This window comes from Trinickia diaoshuihuensis (assembly GCF_003390925.1).
Lineage (GTDB): Bacteria > Pseudomonadota > Gammaproteobacteria > Burkholderiales > Burkholderiaceae > Trinickia > Trinickia diaoshuihuensis.
Genome location: NZ_QUBS01000087.1, coordinates 1 through 20835, shown reverse-complemented (window position 1 = coordinate 20835; position 20835 = coordinate 1). Strand labels below are relative to the sequence as shown.

At 61.0% G+C, this 20835-nt stretch carries 23 protein-coding genes and 2 pseudogenes; 12 read left to right on the top strand and 13 right to left on the bottom strand.

Features of this window, described 5'->3' with window-relative positions; translation table 11 throughout:
* Nucleotides 1-29 precede the first annotated feature (29 nt).
* From DXT59_RS24665 to DXT59_RS24655, 3 genes are all read right to left on the bottom strand, one after another.
* Complete coding sequence (locus DXT59_RS24665; RefSeq protein ID WP_116140714.1) at nucleotides 30-311, bottom strand: hypothetical protein; 282 nt, start codon at nucleotides 309-311, stop codon at nucleotides 30-32.
* Between the two features lie 288 nt (nucleotides 312-599).
* Nucleotides 600-1232 carry a LysE family translocator gene (locus DXT59_RS24660; RefSeq protein WP_116140162.1) on the bottom strand — a complete coding sequence of 211 codons (633 nt, stop codon included), beginning with the start codon at nucleotides 1230-1232 and terminating at the stop codon, nucleotides 600-602.
* A 145-nt stretch (nucleotides 1233-1377) separates the two neighbouring features.
* A complete protein-coding gene (locus tag DXT59_RS24655) occupies nucleotides 1378-2091 on the bottom strand; it encodes a glutathione S-transferase family protein (RefSeq protein ID WP_116140160.1) in 714 nt (237 codons plus the stop codon).
* A gap of 119 nt (nucleotides 2092-2210) precedes the next feature.
* On the opposite strand from DXT59_RS24655, the gene DXT59_RS24650 reads away from it, so the two are divergent.
* A complete protein-coding gene (locus DXT59_RS24650; protein WP_116140711.1) occupies nucleotides 2211-3083 on the top strand; it encodes a LysR family transcriptional regulator in 873 nt (290 codons plus the stop codon).
* A 37-nt stretch (nucleotides 3084-3120) separates the two neighbouring features.
* Here the strand turns inward: DXT59_RS24650 and DXT59_RS24645 are convergent, their stop codons facing one another.
* On the bottom strand, nucleotides 3121-3492 hold the full coding sequence (locus DXT59_RS24645) for a winged helix-turn-helix transcriptional regulator (RefSeq protein WP_116140158.1): 372 nt from the start codon (nucleotides 3490-3492) through the stop codon (nucleotides 3121-3123).
* A 116-nt stretch (nucleotides 3493-3608) separates the two neighbouring features.
* Between DXT59_RS24645 and DXT59_RS24640 the strand changes: the two genes are divergently transcribed.
* The 7 genes from DXT59_RS24640 (at nucleotide 3609) to tcuC (ending at nucleotide 10084) form a co-directional block, all read left to right on the top strand.
* The gene (locus DXT59_RS24640; RefSeq protein WP_205417476.1) at nucleotides 3609-3881 is read left to right on the top strand and encodes an alpha/beta fold hydrolase; all 273 of its coding nucleotides are present in this window, start codon (nucleotides 3609-3611) and stop codon (nucleotides 3879-3881) included.
* A gap of 32 nt (nucleotides 3882-3913) precedes the next feature.
* Nucleotides 3914-4528, top strand: coding sequence for an oxidoreductase (locus DXT59_RS31295; protein ID WP_240324663.1), 615 nt, complete (start codon nucleotides 3914-3916; stop codon nucleotides 4526-4528).
* Nucleotides 4501-4884, top strand: a complete 384-nt coding sequence (locus DXT59_RS31290; protein ID WP_240324662.1) for a beta/alpha barrel domain-containing protein — start codon at nucleotides 4501-4503, stop codon at nucleotides 4882-4884. Before DXT59_RS31295 ends, DXT59_RS31290 begins: the two co-directional genes overlap by 28 nt.
* 189 nt (nucleotides 4885-5073) lie before the next feature.
* Nucleotides 5074-6015, top strand: coding sequence for a LysR family transcriptional regulator (locus DXT59_RS24630; protein ID WP_116140156.1), 942 nt, complete (start codon nucleotides 5074-5076; stop codon nucleotides 6013-6015).
* Nucleotides 6016-6088: 73 nt separating this feature from the next.
* On the top strand, nucleotides 6089-7495 hold the full coding sequence (tcuA, locus tag DXT59_RS24625) for an FAD-dependent tricarballylate dehydrogenase TcuA (RefSeq protein WP_116140154.1): 1407 nt from the start codon (nucleotides 6089-6091) through the stop codon (nucleotides 7493-7495).
* A complete protein-coding gene (tcuB, locus tag DXT59_RS24620; RefSeq protein ID WP_240324661.1) occupies nucleotides 7482-8696 on the top strand; it encodes a tricarballylate utilization 4Fe-4S protein TcuB in 1215 nt (404 codons plus the stop codon). The genes tcuA and tcuB overlap by 14 nt, the downstream gene beginning before the upstream one ends.
* A gap of 71 nt (nucleotides 8697-8767) precedes the next feature.
* Complete coding sequence (gene tcuC / locus DXT59_RS24615; protein ID WP_116140150.1) at nucleotides 8768-10084, top strand: MFS transporter; 1317 nt, start codon at nucleotides 8768-8770, stop codon at nucleotides 10082-10084.
* Nucleotides 10085-10093: 9 nt separating this feature from the next.
* Here tcuC and DXT59_RS24610 read toward each other — a convergent pair whose 3' ends face one another.
* On the bottom strand, nucleotides 10094-10759 hold the full coding sequence (locus DXT59_RS24610) for a zinc-binding dehydrogenase (protein ID WP_116140148.1): 666 nt from the start codon (nucleotides 10757-10759) through the stop codon (nucleotides 10094-10096).
* Between DXT59_RS24610 and DXT59_RS24605 the strand changes: the two genes are divergently transcribed.
* A complete protein-coding gene (locus tag DXT59_RS24605; protein ID WP_116140146.1) occupies nucleotides 10741-11235 on the top strand; it encodes a TetR/AcrR family transcriptional regulator in 495 nt (164 codons plus the stop codon). The genes DXT59_RS24610 and DXT59_RS24605 overlap by 19 nt on opposite strands.
* 52 nt (nucleotides 11236-11287) lie before the next feature.
* On the opposite strand, the gene DXT59_RS24600 is transcribed toward DXT59_RS24605, so the two are convergent.
* On the bottom strand, nucleotides 11288-12367 hold the full coding sequence (locus DXT59_RS24600) for a PDDEXK nuclease domain-containing protein (RefSeq protein ID WP_116140144.1): 1080 nt from the start codon (nucleotides 12365-12367) through the stop codon (nucleotides 11288-11290).
* A 592-nt stretch (nucleotides 12368-12959) separates the two neighbouring features.
* Between DXT59_RS24600 and DXT59_RS24595 the strand changes: the two genes are divergently transcribed.
* The 3 genes and pseudogenes from DXT59_RS24595 to DXT59_RS31285 form a co-directional block, all read left to right on the top strand.
* Nucleotides 12960-13556: a DUF6088 family protein gene (locus DXT59_RS24595; RefSeq protein ID WP_116140141.1), complete on the top strand. Its 597-nt coding sequence runs from the start codon at nucleotides 12960-12962 to the stop codon at nucleotides 13554-13556.
* Nucleotides 13549-14571: a nucleotidyl transferase AbiEii/AbiGii toxin family protein gene (locus tag DXT59_RS24590; protein ID WP_116140139.1), complete on the top strand. Its 1023-nt coding sequence runs from the start codon at nucleotides 13549-13551 to the stop codon at nucleotides 14569-14571. The genes DXT59_RS24595 and DXT59_RS24590 overlap by 8 nt, the downstream gene beginning before the upstream one ends.
* 36 nt (nucleotides 14572-14607) lie before the next feature.
* Nucleotides 14608-14796, top strand: a pseudogene (locus DXT59_RS31285) (AAA family ATPase); the annotation flags it as partial.
* A gap of 365 nt (nucleotides 14797-15161) precedes the next feature.
* On the opposite strand, the pseudogene traG reads toward DXT59_RS31285, so the two are convergent.
* The 7 genes and pseudogenes from traG to DXT59_RS24545 all read right to left on the bottom strand — a co-directional run.
* Nucleotides 15162-16301: pseudogene (traG, locus tag DXT59_RS24580) on the bottom strand (IncP-type conjugal transfer protein TraG); the annotation flags it as partial.
* A 221-nt stretch (nucleotides 16302-16522) separates the two neighbouring features.
* Nucleotides 16523-16771: an EexN family lipoprotein gene (locus DXT59_RS24575; protein WP_116140137.1), complete on the bottom strand. Its 249-nt coding sequence runs from the start codon at nucleotides 16769-16771 to the stop codon at nucleotides 16523-16525.
* 147 nt (nucleotides 16772-16918) lie between these two features.
* Nucleotides 16919-17515 (bottom strand): IS1096 element passenger TnpR family protein, encoded by a 597-nt coding sequence (locus DXT59_RS24565; protein ID WP_116140135.1) that lies wholly within the window; start codon nucleotides 17513-17515, stop codon nucleotides 16919-16921.
* Between the two features lie 42 nt (nucleotides 17516-17557).
* Nucleotides 17558-19138: an IS66 family transposase gene (tnpC, locus tag DXT59_RS24560; protein ID WP_116140133.1), complete on the bottom strand. Its 1581-nt coding sequence runs from the start codon at nucleotides 19136-19138 to the stop codon at nucleotides 17558-17560.
* Nucleotides 19139-19167: 29 nt separating this feature from the next.
* The gene (tnpB, locus tag DXT59_RS24555; RefSeq protein ID WP_420823429.1) at nucleotides 19168-19488 is read right to left on the bottom strand and encodes an IS66 family insertion sequence element accessory protein TnpB; all 321 of its coding nucleotides are present in this window, start codon (nucleotides 19486-19488) and stop codon (nucleotides 19168-19170) included.
* Nucleotides 19489-19511: 23 nt separating this feature from the next.
* Nucleotides 19512-19862: an IS66-like element accessory protein TnpA gene (gene tnpA, locus DXT59_RS24550; protein ID WP_116140128.1), complete on the bottom strand. Its 351-nt coding sequence runs from the start codon at nucleotides 19860-19862 to the stop codon at nucleotides 19512-19514.
* 80 nt (nucleotides 19863-19942) lie between these two features.
* Nucleotides 19943-20755 (bottom strand): LysR substrate-binding domain-containing protein, encoded by an 813-nt coding sequence (locus tag DXT59_RS24545; RefSeq protein WP_116140709.1) that lies wholly within the window; start codon nucleotides 20753-20755, stop codon nucleotides 19943-19945.
* Nucleotides 20756-20835 lie beyond the last annotated feature (80 nt).

Here is a 20835-nt window from a genome sequence, read left to right as displayed (position 1 = left end):
TAATCGTTCTTATTTTTGCCATCTATTGCTTACGCCGCCACTGCATCTACCCTGAACTCGCCGCGAACGAAGTATCCGACCTCCGACTTGCCATTCAGTTTCCGGATGACTCTGCTCGGATCGTGTGGATCAGCGGTGAACACGGGAACGTCCCGGGCCCGCTTGATTTCAACCCCGGGGGTCAACAAACGCTTGCCCAGCTCCCTGATGACCTTCGCGCTGGCTTTGACGCCTTTCTGGATGGCCTCATCGGTAGGTTGCGTGACAATGACTGAGACTTCGCCGAACGTTACGCTCAGCTTGCCCTCCATTCTCGCCACGTTCGGGGCCGCCGTCCGCTGCTTAGCTTTCGCTGACGCAGGTTGCATCCCGCCAGTTCTTGCTGCCGATCCCTTGCCACCTCGTTTCGCGACGGTAACTTTCGTTTGGCTGGACTTTGGCACGACGGTCTCCGGAGCATGTTGCTATAGCACATTGTACAGCAGCACAGAGACCTAAACTGCGCCCGATCAGCGTGTTCACCGAATTTAGGGACAAAACGTCCGTGCAGCCTTCCGGAATTCAATGCCTCGACTATGACCAGGCACTTCGGAGGACCGTTATGCGGTGTGACGCCGATATATCGCCAGAGACCCCGCGAGCGCAACTAGAACAGCGCCGCAGGACCGTTCCAACCAAAGCGCGCCCGATTCCTTCAGTAGCCGGATTGCTCGTGCGCCGAGCAGCGAATAGCCGAACATGATCAAGCAATCGAGCGTTGCGAACGTTGCAGCGAGCGCAGCGTACTGCGGCGCAAGCGGCGCCGACGGCGTGACGAACTGGGGCAAAAATGCGGAGAAGAACAAATACCCTTTCGGGTTTGTGACCGCGGTGAGGAAGCTCTTTAGAAAAATCGCCGAGTTGTTCCCACGGCTTGTTTCACCATCCGTCGTGGCGACGCTGAGCGCCCCCTTCGACATCAACAGCTTGACACCGATGTAAGCAAGATAGACCACACCCACCCATTTGACGACGTTGAACCAGAACGCCGATGCTGCGAGCAGCGCGCCAAGACCCAGTGCCACAGCGAAAATCAATACGAAATCGGATGCCACCGCTCCGGCAAACCCGTATGCGGCACGACGAAGACCGTAACGGGAGCCATTGGTCAACGCCAGTAGAACTGTCGGCCCGGGCGTTGCGATACCTACGAAGGCTACAGCGGCAAAGATCAGCAACGTACTTTCACGCATGGTGCTCCTCTCAGGGGAATGGGCCGACTAGCTCACGTGGCCACAAAGTATAGCTTCCGCCTCTCCACTACGCTTGCTAGCCGATACCCACGCCGAATCGACCACCGGCAAGAACACAACGCCGGACATGCGCGACTCGGACCCACTATGAGCAGTATCCGATCAACCGCGAGCGGGCACTGCCTGACGCCTGACCGCGGATACGTGTCGACAACGACGAGCCACGCTTGAGCAAAAAATCCATCAGTAGCTGCCGATAGTTGGCCGGAGCTGCTGCGCGCACAGACGGCCGTTCGCCGAGCCGTTGCCGCCACCCGCTGACGTTGTCCAAGCCGGCGAAGAACCCGAAATCGCCGATCTGCTCGAACACGTCAAAGTAGCGGAACACGGGCCCGAAGGCAGCATCCACGATGCTGAAATGCTCGCCTCGAAAATACGGACCGGCGCCCAGCGTACCTTCGAGTTGCCGGAATCGCTCGTGGATGTCCTTGGCTTTCGCGGCCAGCACCGATTCGTCCGGGGCCGTGTAGAACCCCCAGATAGCATTCAATAGCGCCGATGCAAACTCGATCCAAGCGCGATGCTGCGCCCTTTCAAGCGGCGCATCGGGGTGCAGCCGAGGCTCGAGCGTCTCGTCGAGATAGTCGCAAATCACGGCCGATTCGAAGATTGGCTCGCCATCAACAACTAGTACAGGCGTCTTGCCGAGCGGCGAAATGTTGCGAAACCAGTCCGGCCTGGCGCTTAGGTCGACGTCCGTGCGTTCGAACGGCACGCCCTTTTCAATCAGCACGATGACTGCGCGCTGCACATACGGGCACAGCACATGGCTGACGAGGTGATAGATCGGTTGATTCATATCAGTACCCATTGCAGGGATTGCAAGTAGGTATTGAATTTATCATTGCATATGCGCTCGTATAATATGCACGATCGAAATCGCCGAATGCAAAAATACAATGCCAGGGAGACGTGAAAATGCACTACAAGCTCGACGCGGCAGATCTCGAAACGATCCTCGCGCTCTCACGCGCGGGAACACTGGCTCAGGCCGGCGAGAGGCTCGGTGTCGATGCTTCGACGGTGTTTCGCAATCTCCGGCGGATTGAACGCGGCCTGGAACAGCAACTGTTCGAGCGAACCCGTGCGGGCTATCGCGCGAAGGAAATCGCGCTGACTTTGGCCGAACACGCGGAGCAGGTCGAGGTACAAGTGGAATCGGCCCGCTCGATTGCACAGCAGGCGCCCGAGCAAGTGGCCGGCACCGTTCGCATCACCACGACGGACACGATCCTGCACGGACTCGTCGCGCCTTCGCTCAAGCAGTTGGAAGTCATCCACCCGCTGCTCGCCTATGAGTTGCAAACCGGCAATGAGATCGCGGACCTTGGCCGCCGAGATGCCGATATTGCGGTTCGTGCTACCAAGCAGCCGCCGGAATACCTCGTGGGCAAGCACATCGGACCCATCCACGTGGCCATCTTCGCGTCGGCGCAATACGCTGCCGCCGGCAGTTATGAAGACGTCATGGCTGGCAAGGCGCGTTGGATCGCTCCTGACGATGCGCTCCCCGGGCACCCTTCCGTCATGTGGCGCAAACGTCATTTCCGCAAGGTCGTTCCGCACTACAAGGTCAACAGCATCTTGACCGTCATGGAGCTGGTTGCCTTAGGTATGGGAGTGGGTATTCTCCCAACGTTTCTGACACGAGGCCGCGCCGATCTCGTGCAACTTACCGATGTCCTGCCCGAGTGTCAGACCGAGCTGTGGGTGCTGACGCATCGGGAGTCACGACATCTCCGGCGAGTGTCGACGGTATTCAAGTTCTTATCCTCGGCGCTGAAGATCTGAGGGGTCGTCTCTCGTTGCGAATGCCGGCCGTTGCCGCTCAGGCCTCGTACCGCTCGTCATAGGCTGCCTGTGCCTGCTCGATTTCATGCAGATGCTTGATTGACCATTCATACACCGCACCGAATGGAACCTGCAGCGTACGTCCGAGTTCGGTGATTGAGTATTCGACGGCAACTGGCGAGGTATCGAGCACCTTCCGCGCGATCAGTCCGTTGCGCTCTAAACGTCGCAAGGCTTGCGTAAGCGCCTTGTGCGTTATTCCTTCCAGCCTTCGTCTGATTTCGTTGAAGCGCGTCGGCTTCTCGGTGAGCAACGTGAGGATCATGACCGACCATTTGTTGGCCACCTGATCGAAGAAAGAGCGTGCAGCGCAGTCCGCGAAGAACACAGCATCAACCTGGCAGGTCATGTCGATATCTCCCTGTATATCTACGCACTTTCAGGTGCGTAATTGACCGTAGATGTCCCTATGGCCCATCGACCGATCCGGCATACAAGCGCTGGCACGCAAGGCGCGTCCAAGGTATGCCGCCGCACGTCGTACGCGAATCGTTCGGCCCGCTGTTCTTCGGATCCGACCAAGTTGGCCTGGGGGAAGCGAGTGAGAAATTCTGCCGCCGCCTAACCATTCGCTTCTACCACCTCTGTCTCGATGTCGACCAAGCCGATCGCATGCGCGCGTGGTTCATGCATCCGAAATCGAAAGTCGAAGCCTGGGCCGATGCGGGCCACTGGATCATGCTCGACCATAAGGACGACGTGAACAACGTCATCACCGCGTGGATCGACGCACTCTAACGCGAGAAACCCTCTTAATCCCGAGATATCCGATGTCCGATCTTGACGTTCTATTCCGCCCCTATCGGCTGAACGCCCTCGCCCTGCCTAATCGAGTCGTCATGGCTCCGATGACGCGCTCCTTTTCTCCGAACGGAGTTCCGACCGCCGAGGTCGCTGCGTATTACCGACGCCGCGCGGAGCACGGCGTCGGTCTCATCATCACTGAGGGGACGGGAATCGCGCGACCGGCTGCGCTGAATGAACCGCATATCCCTCACTTCCACGGCGAAGCGGCGCTTGCGGGCTGGAAGAAAGTCGTGGATGAGGTTCATGCCGCAGGCGGGCGCATCGCCCCGCAACTTTGGCACGTAGGAAGCAAGCGCTCGAATACCGCTGCCGACTGGACACCGCCGGCGCCCTATGAAAGCCCTTCCGGCCTTTCCGTCACAGGCGAGCCGTTCGGCCAATCGATGAGCGAGACCGACGTGGCCGACACCATCGACGCATTTGCACGCGCAGCGGCCGATGTCGAGCGACTGGGTTTTGACGGCGTCGAACTGCACGGTGCGCATGGTTATCTGATCAATCAGTTTTTCTCGGAAGACTTGAATTTGCGCGGCTCGCCGGCACTCCGCAGGTGCTCGAGCAGTGGCTCGGGGTGCTAGTCGACGCCGGTGCCGATGCATTTCATCTCTCCCAACCGGCCTTTTGGCAACCCGCGTTTCCCGAGTTTGACGAGCAACTCAATCTGGCAGGCTGGGCCAAAAAACTCGTGGGTGTGACAGCCATCACGGTCGGCTCCGTGGGGCTAAACGCCGACGTCTATCAATCCTTTGCGGGGAAGAGAGCGCGCGCTGCATCGCTGAACGCGCTTGTCGCACGACTGGAGGGTGACGAGTTCGATTTGGTCGCAGTCGGACGTCCGTTGCTGCAGGATCCCGCATGGCTCGAGAAGATTCGGCAAGGGCGCTACGATCAGATCGCCGACTTCACCCCGGCAGCGTTTTCGACCTTGAGTTAGCTGGCTATCGGATGAAATCCCGGTCGTAGGCATCAGCCGACAACACGTTCGCCAGCACCGATCACGAGAATGTTTCGAGAAGTGGCGTTAGGATCTGTTTGCTTCATCGTGTAGCCTATCAAGCAATGCGTTGCGGCAGTCCAATCGCGCGTTGGATTCCGGGACCGCCAATCTTGATTGAGACTTTCGATGGAACTCCGACAGTTACGATATTTCGTCAGCGTCGTCGAGCACGGCAGCATGGGCAAGGCCGCGCTTGAGCTGGGCGTCGTCACGTCGGCGCTCAGCCAGCAGATCAGCAAACTCGAAAGCGAGCTTTCTACGCGCTTGCTCCAGCGAACCTCGAGCGGCGTCGTGCCCACCGATGCGGGACTCGCATTCTGGCGTCAGGCGCAACTAGCACTACGCCACATCGACGATGCCGCCCTTGCCGCCCGCCAGGCTCGCCTATCGGGCCACGTCAGCGTGGGACTCGCGCCGAGCACGACAGGCGTGCTCGGACTCGCGTTCATGCAGGCGATGCGCGCGCGCTATCCGGACGTGCGGCTACGCATGGTCGAAAGCCTCTCCGGTTATCTGGGCGCGATGCTCGGCGCACGGCAAATCGATCTAGCGATCCTGTTCCGAGAAGAGCCCGCGCAACGCTGGAGCGTCATGCCCCTGCTCGACGAGCGCCTGTTCGTGATCGGCGCTGCGACGCTACCCGGCATGCCCAAGCGATCAAGAACGTCGTTCTCGAAGCTGAGCGCCCTGCCGCTGATCCTGCCAAGCGGCACACATGGCCTTCGCGCATTGCTCGACGCCGCATTCAAGCGCGCCGGCTACGCGCCGTGCATCGCCGCCGAGGTCGATGGCCTCGCCATGCTCTTGGACGCCGTGCGCGGTGGGCTCGGCGCGACGATCCAGCCAGGAGCGGCGCTCGCACGCGCCGAGAACGCTTCCTTGGCGAGCGTGCCGCTCGTCGACGCGGACGCGGTCAGGCCAAACCTGATCGCGAGCGTCTCCGACGACGAACTGTCGCCCGCCGGGCTTGCCGCACGTGTCGTTTTGGCTGACGTCGCGCGCGACATGATCAACGCGGGCCGCTGGCCAGGCGCCACGCTGCGCCCCTCCACCCTTCACGGAACCTGAAGACCCCTTGCCGCCCTCGTGATGGCGGAGGCTGCCGGTGGTTCTTATAGTTGTCTCAAAGGAGACAACTCAGATGGTCGACGTTCTTGTGATCGGCGGAGGCAACGCGGCGCTGTGCGCTGCATTGATGGCGCGCGAAGCCGGCGCCTCCGTCCTGCTTCTCGAGTCGGCGCCGCGCGAATGGCGTGGCGGAAATTCCCAGCACACCCGCAATCTGCGCTGCATGCACGACGCGCCGCAAGACGTGCTCGTCGACGTTTATCCGGAAGAGGAATATTGGCAAGACTTGCTCAAGGTGACCGGCGGCATCACGAATGAGGCACTCGCGCGCCTCGTGATCCGGGCATCATCGACATGCCGCCCGTGGATGCGCAAGCACGGCGTGCGCTTTCAGCCACCGCTTTCCGGAGCGCTGCATGTCGCGCGAACCAACGCGTTCTTCATGGGGGGCGGCAAGGCGCTCGTGAACGCCTACTACCGGAGCGCAGAGGCGCTCGGCGTGCAGATCCGCTACGACACGCCTGTCGACGCGATCGAACTCGATGCGGACCGCTTCGTCGCGGCGCACAGCGGCGAGCAACGCTTCGAGGCGCGCGCCTGCGTGCTCGCGGCCGGCGGATTCGAATCGAACCGGGAATGGCTGCGGGAAGCGTGGGGACGAAACGAGCGCGGCGAATGGCCCGCCGACAATTTCCTCATTCGCGGCACGCGCTTCAATCAAGGTGTGCTGCTCAAACATATGATCGACTCGGGCGCGGATGCGATTGGCGATCCGTCGCAGTCGCACTGTGTCGCCATCGACGCCCGCGCGCCGCTCTACGACGGCGGCATCTGCACGCGTATCGACTGCGTGTCGCTCGGCGTGGTCGTCAATCGCGAGGCGCATCGATTCTACGACGAAGGCGAGGACTTCTGGCCGAAGCGCTATGCGATCTGGGGACGACTCGTCGCACAACAGCCGGGCCAGATCGGCTACTCGATCATCGACGCGAAGGCCGTCGGCCGTTTCATGCCACCGGTCTTTCCGGGCACGAAGGCCGACTCGCTGCACGAGCTGGCGCGTCACCTGAAATTGCCCGAAGCAGCGTTCGTCGAGACGATCCGCGGGTACAACGCCGCGTGCCGCGCCGGCACGTTCGATCACACGGCGCTCGACGACTGCTACACCGAAGGCCTCACGCCGGCGAAAACCCACTGGGCACGGCCTATCGATACCCCCCCCTTCTTCGGCTATGCATTGCGGCCGGGCATCACCTTCACCTATCTGGGACTCAAGGTGAATGACCGCGCCCAAGTCCATTTTGGCGGACGCCCAAGCGAAAACCTTTTTGTAGCGGGAGAAATGATGGCCGGCAACGTACTCGGCAAAGGTTATACGGCCGGCGTCGGCATGTCGATCGGCACGGCATTCGGACGCATTGCCGGCACACAGGCCGCAATAGCCGCCGCTCATCATGGAGTTCAATGTGCAGAAGCTTGAAGCACTGACCCGCGAGGCGCGGGAACTCGCCTCGCCTTCCAGCGCCGCCCGCCACACCGCCCCGAGCGAGCCCACGACGTCGATCATCCGCGTGCTCCCTCTCACGCAGAATGAAGCGGAGGTGTCGCGGCAGATGCAAATCTGCAATGCTTGCCGTTACTGTGAAGGATTCTGCGCAGTCTTTCCCGCGATGACTCGGCGCCTCGAGTTCGCCAAGGCGGACGTCCACTACCTCGCCAACCTTTGCCACAATTGCGGTGCGTGCTATCACGCCTGCCAGTACGCGCCGCCACATGAGTTCGCCGTGAACGTGCCAAAGGCGATGGCGAAAGTCCGCGTCGAAACCTATACCGAGTATGCGTGGCCCGCGCCGATGGGCGCGCTCTACAAGCGCAATGGATTGACCGTCGCGCTTGCGCTCGCCATCGGACTCGCCCTCTTTCTGATGCTTGGCATCGGCTTGAGGGGTTCTCTGTTCGGAGACGCTCTAGGCGGCAATTTCTACGCGATCTTCCCGCATAACCTGCTCGCGGCGATGTTCGGCGCGGTCTTCGCGTTCGCGATGCTCTCGCTCGGTGTCGGCGTGGCGCGATTCTGGCGTGACGTGTCGGCGGGAACAGCTAGCGCGCCGGCCATGGCCGAGGCCGCGAAGCACGCGCTCACCCTGAAGTATCTGGACGGAGGACACGGCGACGGCTGCAACGAGTCGAATGATGCCTTCACGCTCGCTCGGCGGCGTTTCCATCATTTGACCTTCTATGGCTTCATGCTGTGCTTCGCGGCAACTGTGGCGGCCACGTTCTACCACTATGCCCTCAACCTACATGCGCCTTACCCGGTTCTGAGCCTACCCGTGCTACTTGGCACGATCGGTGGAGTGAGTTTGCTCGTTGGGCCGGCCGGCCTGCTCTGGCTCAACCTGCGTCGCGATCCGGGCCGGGGCGATCCGAAACAGCGCCCGATGGACCGCGGATTCATCGCGCTGCTGCTCTTGACTAGCGCTTCGGGCCTTGCGCTCCTTGCATGGCGCGACACCACTGCGATGGCCTGGCTCCTCGCTTTGCACCTCGGTGTCGTGATGGCGCTCTTCGCCACGCTGCCTTACGGCAAATTCGCTCACGGGATCTATCGCTGCGCTGCGCTCCTAAAGTCATCGATCGAAAAGCGGCAGACGGGCCGCCTGCAACTCGGCTCGGATTGAGCGGACTGACGTCTGTCGTAACGACACCTCCGATCGCCGGGACACTTATATAACATCCATGGAGACAACTCATGCATCCCTCATCGCTCAATGCCGAGGATGGCGCGCACGGTCGCACCTCGAAGGTTGGCGCGGTCCTGCGCGTAACCAGTGGCAACTTTCTGGAGCAGTTCGACTTCTTTCTGTTCGGCTTCTATGCGACCTACATCTCTCGCATCTTCTTTCCATCCACGAGTGAGTTCGCCTCATTGATGCTGACCTTCGCGGTGTTCGGCGCGGGTTTCCTAATGCGTCCGCTGGGGGCGACCGTGCTTGGCGCATACATCGATGAAGTGGGTCGCCGCAAAGGGTTGATCGTCACGCTTTCGATCATGGCGAGCGGCACGATCCTAATCGCCTGCGTACCCGGATACGCAACGATCGGACTTTTGGGGCCTGCCCTCGTCCTGCTCGGGCGCTTGCTGCAAGGCTTTTCCGCGGGCGCCGAGCTTGGCGGCGTCTCCGTCTATTTGGCTGAAATGGCGACGCCCGGACACAAGGGCTTCTATACGAGCTGGCAGTCCGCAAGCCAGCAGGTCGCCATCGTGGTCGCAGCCGCCCTTGGCTATTTGCTCAATGACCTATTGACGGCCAGCGAAATCGGCGCATGGGGATGGCGGATTCCATTCTTTATCGGTTGTGCGATCGTGCCGGTTATTTTTTTACTGCGACGCACGCTGCAGGAAACGGATGAATTCAAGGCGCGTACCCACCATCCGAGTGCACGCCAAGTGTTCGCCACGATGCTGCAAAACTGGCGAACGGTGCTCGCGGGCATGCTGCTCGTCGCCATGACCACGACCACGTTCTACCTCATCACGGTCTACACGCCGACCTTCGGCAAAACGGTGCTGAAGCTCACCACTGCGCATAGCCTGATCGTCACGCTTTGCGTGGGTCTCTCGAACTTCGTTTGGCTACCGATCGGAGGCGCAATCTCGGACCGCATCGGGCGCAAGCCGATTCTCATTGCCATCACCGTGTTAGCCATCTGCACTTCCTATCCGGCGCTCTCCTGGCTGTCATCGGCGCCGAGCTTCGGCCGTATGCTCATCGTGCTGCTGTGGCTCTCGTTTTTCTTCGGCATGTACAACGGCGCGATGGTCGCGGCGCTCACCGAGGTCATGCCCGCCGAGGTCCGCGTGGCTGGATTCTCGCTCGCGTTCAGTCTCGCCACCGCGGTTTTCGGGGGCTTCACGCCCGCCGTCTCGACGTACCTTATCGAGATCACCGGCGACAAGGCCGCGCCCGGCTACTGGCTGAGTTTCGCCGCCGCATGCGGGCTTTGCGCGACCCTCGCGCTGTATCGCAAGGGCGGCACTGCCGAGCGGGCCGCATCGCTCGCCTGAAGGTTGCTTCTATGTCTGCTGCGGCAGGCGCGATGAGTCAGGGATGAGAATTAACTTGCCGCGCGCGTAGCCGCTTTGGCTAATGCCCAGGGCGGTACGCCAGTCTTCGAGCGGAAATGTACGTGCAATCGGGATACTGAACCGCCCTTCGCCGGCGAGCTGTGCAAATTCGCCGAGCACGGCATGGCGCAGTTCGCTTGCAAGTTTGGCTGCTGCCTGTGCATCGAGTGTCGGTCTGCCATTCTCGTCAATCGACGCGCCTTCGTTATTGTCGAAACTGGTTCGCACGCCGAGCTTGGCGGCACCAGCGAAGTCGACGATGGTCAGCACTCGGCGCGGATCACCACCGACAGCCCGGATCAGCTCGGGCAATGCACCAGCCACCGTATCCGCCACGTTCACCGGCGCCGTATCGAGGGCCAGCTCCACGGGGCCGCCGGCCAGCGTCAGCACGCGGTCGGCGATGCCGTCGCCATAGGCGGTCACTTTCGCGCCCAATGCGAGCAACTGCTCTGCGTACGTATGACCTGCCGTTGCAAATACCCGTGCGCCACGCAGCAGCGCGATCTGCACGGCGGCAAATCCAACTGTCGTGCCCGCGCCATGAACGAGAAGCGTTTTCCCGGCCGTCACGCGAAGTTGATCGAGACTGCGATATGCCGTTTCCACAGCCATCGGCAAGCTGCTGCTTGCGAATAGCCGAGGTGACGGAGCGGACGTTTTTCCGGCACTTTCCAGATAAACGCGAAGTACTGTTCGGTAATGAGGCTCAGCTCATCGAGCTACTGACGAACGCGATCAAGGACGCGCCACGCGAGTTGGGGCCGTGGGACACCTTGCTTCGCGCGCTCATGACAGCCGAACCGGTGTTTATCGAAAATCAAGCGTCCTTCGAGCCGCTACGAAGGATCGTTGCCAGCAGTCCTGCGTTACAAGAGCGCCATCTCGCGAAAGTCCGTGCAATGACACTGGCTTTGGTGGCAGCACTCGTTGAACGCGGGGTTGCCGATCGGCAAGCCAGTTTGGCGGCACAAATGGGGATGACAGCCATCGGCCACGCCGTTACGGCATGGCATGAAGATGGATCGGGAACGCCAAACGACCATCTCATGCAGGCCTTCGACGATATGCGCGCGCTGTTTGCACGCTAGGGCTTTCCGCACGTGCAATTACACGCTTGGAAAGCGCGCCGCAGCCCCATCCTTATATGCCCTCCAGCAACCGGGCAATAACTTCGGGCGACGGCAACTGGTCTTTCAGCTTCTTCGGTAGTGTCTTGGTGATTTCATAGGTCGCCACGCCGATGGGCTTGCGCGCGTCGCGTAGCGCGTATTCGACGATCGTGCGAGTTCTCTCCTTGCAGAGGATGATGCCGATGGACGGGTTCTCGTCCTCCTGCCGCACCTGCGCGTCCAGCGCAGCAAGGTAGAACTGCATCTTGCCGACGAACTCTGGCACGAACTTTCCGATCTTCAATTCGATTGCCACCAGCGCACGCAGCCGCCGGTGGAACAACAAGAGATCAATGAAAAACTCTTCGCCATCTACCTCCAGTCGATATTGGCTACCCATGAAAGCATACTTACCGCCCATCGCGCGCAGAAAATCCTCGATGCGGGCGATCAGCGCGCGCTCCAGCTCGCGCTCGCTGTGTTGTTCACCCAGTTCGAGGAAGTCGAAGGCGTACTCGTCCTTCACGGCCAGCTTGGCTTGCACGCGTAGAGACCCTGTCAGCGTTTGATCGAAATTGGTCTGACCGAGCAGCGACTTCTCGTAGCTCTGGTTATCGATCTGGTGCGCGAGCACGTTCTTCGACCAGCCGAACTTGCGCGTCATACGCAGGTAGAACTCTCGCTCCAAGTTGTCTTTGCACCGCTCCAGAATCAGCAGGTTGTGGCTCCAGCCAATTTCTCGCACCAATGGTGCGAGTTTTGTCGTGTCGTTGTACGTTTCGAAGAAACCCTTCATGCGCCACAGGTTCGAGGCCGAGAAACCGCCCGTACCCGGATAGTCTGCCTGAAGGTCTGCGGCAAGCTGCGCCACCACCGCCTTGCCCCAGCCTTCGGTCTGCTGCCGCTCGACGATCAGCCGCCCAATGTCCCAATACAGACCGACCAACTCCCTGTTAACCGCGCGCAGCGCCGCGTATTGCGCGGACTGGATGCGCTCCTTCACTTCGGCCAGCAAGGCCGGGTAGTCCTTCGACGGGGCAGCCAGAGCCGCGCCAGCTTTCCGCAACGCTGCCTTGGTTGCGCGGGTAGAAGTTTTCTTATTCGTCGCCATCACAGCGATTTTTGATAGCTGGCGATAGACATCAAGAGGCGTAAATTCACTCCCACTCGATCATCAACGAGTCACGCAAGTCCGCGTGATTAAAGGGATTGGCTTTGATCGACATGGGCCTTTACCGTCGCTTTTACCGTCAGAAAAACACGTCCTTTGCTGACGCGGGTTTGCGCGGCATCGGCTCATCATCAATCAGCTTCCATCATACCGGACTGGCGACCGCACTTCAGCTCCCGAAGTCGATGCACTCCGACATGCCCACGATGGGCAGCCTCACGGGTTGTTCGGTCGGATAGCCATTTTTACTGCGCAGCGAATCATGGCCGTTGCTGTGATCGGTCTGCCACAAGGCGCCTTTGATTTGGAATTGTTTATCCAGTCGTAGCCAGACTACGACAGCGACAACTTTCCCAAGAACACTCGGGACGCCCCCTCAACGCCTCGCCCAGCACAGCGGCAGGAAGCACACCTGCTGCCCTTCCCTGTTTTTCCTCGACCGCCCCGCCGAATACGCGGGCATACAGGCAGGAAATGCTGCTGCCAAGATGTCAGAAACTGGTGTATCATTTCTCTGTCCGAGAGGTGCCCCATGAACACACTACCCGAAACCATCTTGCAACAAGCTCGCTCGCTTCCCGAGGGGGGCGTGCTGTCGCCCAAGGAGTTTCTGCACCTGGGAAGCCGGTCGGCGGTGGATCAGGCGTTCTCCCGACTGGCCCAGGCCGGCAAGCTGCTGCGCGTGGCGCGGGGCGCCTACTCTGCCCCGGTTTCCAGCCGGTTCGGCTCGCGCGCTCCCGCACCCGAGAAGGTCGTCCAGGCACTGGCCGAGCAAAGCGGCGAAATCGTCGTGCCGCACGGTGCCAGCGCGGCCAATGCCTTGGGCCTGACGCAGCAAGTACCCATCCGCGAGGTCTATCTGACATCCGGCCGCACCCGCAAGCTCAAGCTCGGCCGTTCCGAAGTGCTGGTAAAGCACGCGCCGCGCTGGATGCTGGCGCTGGGCGCGCGGCCGGCCGGCGCAGCCGTGCGCGCGCTGGCCTGGATCGGCCCGACGCATGCCGGCCCCTCGCTGGCGTCGCTACGCCGCACCCTGCCCCGCGCCGAATGGCAGGCACTGGCTGCAGCACGTGCGACGCTGCCCGGCTGGATGGCGCAAGCCATCGGCGAGGAAGCCGCGCGTGGCTGAATATTTCTTCGACCTGAGCAAGGAAGATCAACGTGAGGCGCTGGAATACGGGCGTGCCGAAACTGGCCGCCCCGCCCACCTGCTCGAAAAGGACGTGTGGGTGGTATGGACGCTGCGCACCCTGTTCGAGTCGCCGCTCGCGGCCGATCTGACCTTCAAGGGCGGCACGTCGCTGTCCAAGGTTTACAAGGTCATCGACCGCTTCTCCGAAGACATCGACCTGACCTACGACATCCGCAAGCTGATCCCGGACCTGATCGGCGCAGGTGGCGACCTGCCGGCCAGCCGCAGCCAGGCCAGCAAATGGACGCAAGCCGTGCGGCATCGGCTGCCCGACTGGATCACGCAAAACGTGCAGCCGGTGCTGCAAGCAGCCTTGACGCGCGAGCGTCTGGATGCTCGGCTCGAACTCGGCGGGCAGGAGAACGACAAACTGCTTCTTCACTATCCTGCCCTGACGCAAGGAACTGGTTACGTGGCGCCCATCGTCACACTGGAGTTCGGGGCGCGCGCCACCGGCGAGCCGCATCAGGTCTTCCAGGTGACTTGCGACATCGCCGAACACTTGCCTGACGTGTCGTTCCCCACTGCCTCGCCGCTGGTCATGAGCGTCGCGCGCACCTTTTGGGAGAAGGCCACCGCTGCGCACGTGTTCTGCGCGCAAGGCCGCATCCGCAGCGAACGCTATGCGCGACATTGGCATGACCTGGCTGCGATCGCCCGAAGCACGCACTTCATCGCCGTCATGGCCGATCGCGCGGTGGCAACCGCCGTCGCCCGCCACAAGTCCTACTTCTTCATCGAGAAAGACGCCGACGGCCAAGTGATCGACTACCTGCCTGCAACCACGGGGCATCTGAAAATCGTCCCCGAAGGCGAAGCCAAGACGGCACTTGCCAAAGACTACGCCGCCATGCTGGCGGACGAAGTGATGGTAGGCAATGCCGTATCCTTCGACGAGCTGTTGAAAGCATGTGCCGACCTTGAAACCAAGGTAAACAAGACTGCCGTGTAGCGACAACGAGATCAACAAGGATTGCTTGGGGGAGCCATGCGTGTTTCAAGATTGCAGATAGAGAACTTCCGCGGCATCAAGAAAGCGGAACTTCACTTCTCAGGACATACGCTCTTGATCGGCGGCAACAACGTCGGCAAGAGCACGATCTGCGAAGCACTCGATCTCGTGCTTGGGCCGGATCGCCTGAATCGAACACCCGCCGTTGAGGAATTCGATTTCCGCAATGCCGGCTATCTGAACGAAGACGGCGAAACGCCCGTTCCAATTCGCATCGAAGTCGTCCTCGTCGATCTCACCGACGACATCAAGAAGCTCTGCGCCGCCAACCTAGAGTTTTGGCACAAGGCCGACAAGCGGGTTCTCGGCGAAGGCGAGATTGGCAACGCCGACGATCCCAACGTCGAACTCTGCCTTCGCCTGATTACCGTCGCCCAATACGACATCGAAGAAGACCAGTTTTTCGCCAAGACGATCTATGGCCGAAGCGATGATGATGACGACGCTGATCCCAGGTCAATTCCCACCAAGGTCAAACGAGCGATAGGCTTTCTTTACCTGCGTACCATCCGTACCGGCTCGCGTGCGTTGATCAGGCGCACCAGCGGCTTGGTGCGGCTGATGTCCGATGGCGGCACGACGAGGTACAGCGAGACGGGATGCTCGGACGCGATCAGGTCGGCGATGCGCCAGTCGCAACGCGACGTGACTTCGGCCACCGTGGGATCGCGGTACAGGCCGAGGAACGACATGGCCGTGGACAGCACGCCCGACCGCTCGTTGTCCGACTTGTTCAACACCTCGCGCGCCGCGGACGCGACGACGGGATGCGGCACGTCGCCCAGGTGCCGCGTCGTCATCATCCGGTGTAGCGTCAGCTCGAACGGGCCCGCGGGATCAGACAGGAAGTTGGCGACGCCGCGCAGCGTCTTGTCCTCGCCCGCGTACAGCACATGCAGGATGGCGCCGACCAGCAGCGCGTGCGAAGTCTTCTCCCAATGGTTGCGGCGTTCGAGCGCGCCTTCTGGATCGACCAGAATGTCTGCGATGTTCTGCACGTCGCGCACTTCATGCACGCCGCGCCGCACCTCCAGCAGCGGGTTGTACGCTGCCGACTTCGCATCGGTCGGGTTGAACAGCAGGCAGTGCGAGAAGCGTGAGCGCCAGCCGGCGGTGATCTGCCAGTTCTCGCCTTTGATGTCGTGGATAACGGCGGACGCCGGCCAGCTCAGCAGCGTCGGCACCACCAGGCCGACACCCTTGCCGGAGCGCGTCGGCGCAAAAGTCAGGACGTGTTCCGGGCCTTCGTGCCGCAGGTATTGGCCGCGGTGCAGTCCGAGGAACACGCCGGCCGGCCTGTCAAGGCCAGCCTTGCGAATGTCAGCGGCTACGGCCCACCGTGCCGAGCCATAGGTCGTGACCAGCTTCGATTGCCGCGAGCGCCACACCGATAGGACGATGGCAACCGCCACGGCAACGAGTCCGCTGCCACCTGCTATCGCACCACCGATGTTGAAGATGCGCGGCGCATAGGCGTCGTAAGCGAACCACCAAGGGAACAGTTGCCACGGGTGATAGACCGGCGTTCCGAACCAGTCGAACCACTGCGAGCCAAGGCGTAGCTGGTAGCCCAAGGCGGCGGCCGTCCATTGCGTCGCGGCCCATACACCGGCGATCACAATGCCGAAAACAACGGCAACGTGTCCAAACAGCACGCCTTGACCTTGCATCTCGGCCTCCGATTTTTCCTGTGCGATCCGTGGCACAAGGGCGTGCCGTACACGCGAGGATCGGAGTCAGGTCGAGGGCCGGTCAAAGACCGTTATCGGGAGAAATGTCGAGGAAAAAGCAAGATTTCGCGCAGGGGCGAACGAACGAAAAACACCGCAAGCGATGGCGCATTGCGGCGTATTGAGTTAGGAAATCGAAGTTTCGCGCGAATCTACAACGGTCAGAACTTCGGTTGTTCCTTCGGTGGTGTGTACGGCGTCTTGCCATCCCCTAAGAAACGCCGATTTGTCGCCTCGGCCACGCGATTGCAGAGTTCATCGCCCAGCTTGGCGCGATCCGTCTTGCACTGCTCGCGCAGCTCCTTCAACCGTTCCGGGTTGGCGGCAAGTGCTTCCACGGTCTCGGTTGGCGGCGCCTTGCTGCAGCCGTTCAGTACCACGACAAGGGCAAGCAGCATGATCTTGTTCATGGTTCGCTTTCCTCAGAAGCATCGAGGTCAGGCAGTACGGCAGGCATCTTCGCAGAAGGCAACTCGATGGCGTTTATCCTTTCGACAAAGCGAGCCAGTGCCTCGGTTGGCTCGTAAGCGTTGCTCCGAGACCGTATTGACGGCAGCTTACTTTCCGCCCCAGCGATTCCAAGCCATGCGCAACAGCGCAGCGTTCACTGCACGACGATCGAATAGTTCGGCATTGAAGTCGTTTCCGACCCAGCGACGGTAATCGTTGGCCTCTTCGCTGTCCGGATCGTCGGCGAGCGTATCGAGGAACTGCTTGTAACCGAACGGACCGCCGACGTCTTCCGGAGGGCAAGCACGCGCTCCGTCGACGATATGCGCGCAGCCCCTGGGCTCGCCTTCGATGAACTGGACTTTCTCCACGACGATGTCGTGCTCCCAGCCATCGCCGAAGTCGTACTTGTAGACGAACTTGGCACCGGGATAGACGGCTTTCTCCAGCTTGGCTTTGCGATCATCGAACGTATTGTCCGGGTCCATCGATTCAAGGACATCATCGAGATCGAACATTGCGTAGGTTTTGTCGTCGACCTCGAACTCGTGCAGGTGAGAATCGGTCCAGCCGAACGCAGCCTGCAGCGTGTGATGCAGTCTGCGCATTGAGGCGAATCCTTCGATCTGAAGGGGGCGCCAGATCGGTGGGTTGATGTCGCGAATCTGTGCGTGAAGGGTGTACAGTCGGAAGGACTTAGCCATGAGATCGGCGGGAAGCAAAGGGCAAGCGGTATTATCGCCTGCCTATGCGCCGGCCTTTACGTTCCACGGCAGCAGTTCATCGATACGGTTGATCGGGTGCTCTGCGATGCGTGCAAGCACGTGATGCAGGTAAGCCTCGGGATCGATACCGTTCAGTTTGGCCGAGCCTATCAAGCCGTAAATCGCGGCGGCGCGTTCGCCCCCGGAATCGGCGCCTGCAAAGAGGTAATTCCGGCGTCCGATCGCAACCCCGCGCAGGGCGCGCTCGACCGGCAGGTTATCGATCTCAAGTCGTCCGTCATCACAATAGCGCGTCAATGCCGCCCAACGGTTGAGCGCGTAGAGAATCGCGCGGCTTGTATCGGATTTGCGCGAGAGCGTATCGAGCACGTCGCTCAGCCAAGCATGAAGCTGATCGAGTAACGGCTTGGCTTGCGTCTGGCGATAGGCTCGGCGTTCATCGGGAGGCTTGCCGCGGATGGCCTCTTCGATTTTATAGAGTGCGCCGATTCGCTCGAGCGCTTCCGTATTGAAGGCGTTCGGCCGGGAGGCGTGCAGCTCGTAAATCTGTCGTCTCGCGTGAGCCCAACAGGCTGCTTCGACTACGCGTCCGGTTTCGTAAATGGCTTGATAGCCGCCGTAAGCATCGGCCTGCAGCGTGCCGGCAAACGATGCGAGATGTTGTTGCGGATGAATGCCCTTGCGGTCAGGCGTGTAGGTGAACCATACGGCCGCGGGCGTCGCGTCTCCTGACGGTCGATCGTCGCGTACGTACACCCATAGTCGTCCGGTCTTGGTTGTGCCGTTACCCGGCGCGAGCACCGGCACCGGCGTGTCGTCAGCATGCAACTTGAATGCTGCCATGACGTGGCGCCGAATCGCTTCGACCAACGGTTGCAGCAGAGCCGCGGTATGGCCGACCCACTTGGCCAGCGTCGAACGCTCCAGTTCAACGCCTTCGCGCGCATAGATGGCCGATTGCCGGTAAAGCGGCACATGGTCGGCAAACTTGGAAACGAGTACGTGCGCGAGCAATCCCGGGCCGGCCAAGCCACGTTCGATCGGGCGGCTCGGCGCGCTCGCCTGTGCGATGTGATCGCAACATGAGCATGCGAACTTCGGACGTACGTGCCGGATCACTCTGAAGCTCGCCGGTACATACTCGAGTTGCTCAGAAACGTCTTCGCCCAGTTGCTTCATCGCAGCACCGGATTGCGCGCAACGCTCGCCTGATTCCGACAGATACGTGCGCGTGTCGCGTGGCAGATGTTCCGGCAACGGTTTGCGTTGTGGTACTTCCGGCGCGGTGCGCTGCGTCTTCGAGATCTCGATGGGCGCCGCACCTTCGTCGGCCTGCAGATCCTCGAGACGAAGCTCGAGCTGCTCAATCTGACGGTCCAGCTTCTCCGATTTGCGGCCGAACTGCATCCGGCGAAGCTTGGTAATGAGCAGCTTCAAATGTTCGACCTCGGCGGCGCGCGAAGCCAGCGCCGCTTCTTGCGACTCCACTCTCTCTTGCAGTATGGCGACCTGCGCGTCACGCTCTTGAAGCGTCGCTGCCTGCTCAAGCAGCATGGCCTGGAGCGTTTCAACGTCGTCGGGAAGTGGGATCGCGCGCGTCATGGGCGCAGTTTACGCGCCCGCGACGACGTTTACAACGCCGAGGTCGGTCGTGCCGTTCGCGTGGGCTGCCGCCAATCGATGCCTTCGAGCAGCATCGACAGTTGTGCCGGAGTCAAGCAAATCACGCCGCCGTCGGCCTGCGGCCATATAAAGCGACCCTTCTCGAGTCGCTTCATTAACAAGCACATGCCGTCACCGCTCCACCACAACAGCTTGAGCAAATCGCCACGCTTGCCGCGAAACACGAACACGTGGCCGCAGAAGGGATCGCGCTCGAGGACCGTCTGCACCTTCGCGGCGAGACTGTTGAAGCCGGCTCGCATATCGGTCACGCCGGCAGCCAACCACACGCGCGTTCCCGATGGCAGGCCAATCACGACGGCGACCGCAGCGTGGCCAGTACCGTGCGCAGTATGCTCAGATCGAGCGGACCGTCGAAGCGCACCCGCACGGCGCCACACTCGACAACGAGGCTCGAAGACAGTTGCGCCGGCACGGGCACACGGACAGGAATGAACGTCTCGGCAGGCTGAGCATTCGTAGTCGATTTGGCACGCTCATGAGCGCGACGCCAGCGCGCGACCATGTTGGCGTTCAAACCGTGCTCCTGCGCCACATCCGCGATCGAGCGGGCCGGATCGTTTGATTGCGCTACGACCATCGCCCGGAATTCCTTCGGGTAGTTCTTGGACCCGAGTCGCCGGCCCACTGCCTTCGATTCCATCGTTCTGATTCCCACTTGATCTGGTGGGAATCAGATTGCCGACTATGCGAACCTATGAACAGACGGTGGTGAGGCAACGCTTACGTTGGCTCGTTGTCCAAGCGCAGCAGATATGTGGTCAGCACCGGCATTCGGCCAGCTAGAGGTCGAGCCACCACGCCGGCCTCGCGGCTGTTGGCGATTTGCGAGGCGCCAGCCAAGCCCAAAGCGAAGCCTGCGGCTACCAGCGCCATCATCAGATCGGTAGAAACCACTCGTTCGGCGATCAATGGCTCTTGATCGGCCTTCCGCAACACGCGCTCTATCTGACGCACATAACCTTCGCACATCTGCGGATCACCAAGCACCAATGGATAGCGCAGCAGTTCCTCCAGAGGGATGCGCTTGTATGTCAGCAGAGGATGACGAGCAGGAACCACCACCACCAGGGGATCAGTCCAGACGGCTTCGGCAATGATGCCGTCGCCGACTTCATCCGATCGTGCGAACCCTACGTCGTACAAGTCTTCGTGCAGTCCTTTGATCTGCTGTGCCAATGGAACTTCGGACAGGCGTATCTCGATCTCCGGCTCCTCTTCGCGGCACAACGCCAGGAAAGTCGAGAAGCGCGACGGCGGGATGCCGTCCGACAGCGCAACACGCAATTGACCATGAAAGCCATTGGCGGCAGCCTTCACACTGTCGCGTGCCTGCTGCAACGCAGTGAACACGCGCGGCACATGCTCCAGGAATAGCGTGCCTGCACGAGTCAGGCGAGTGCTGCGCGTGGTACGCACAAAGAGCTGAACGCCAAGATCTTCTTCCAACTCTTTGATCGCCCTCGAAAGAGGCGATTGTTCAATATGTAGACGCTCCGCCGCCCGCGCAAAATGCAGTTCTTCGGCAACTGTCACCTTCCGGCATAAAGGAGCCGGGTATTTCCGGCATATAGGCGCCAGTAGAAGTGGGTAGAAACGAGCATCTTTGCGGTTCA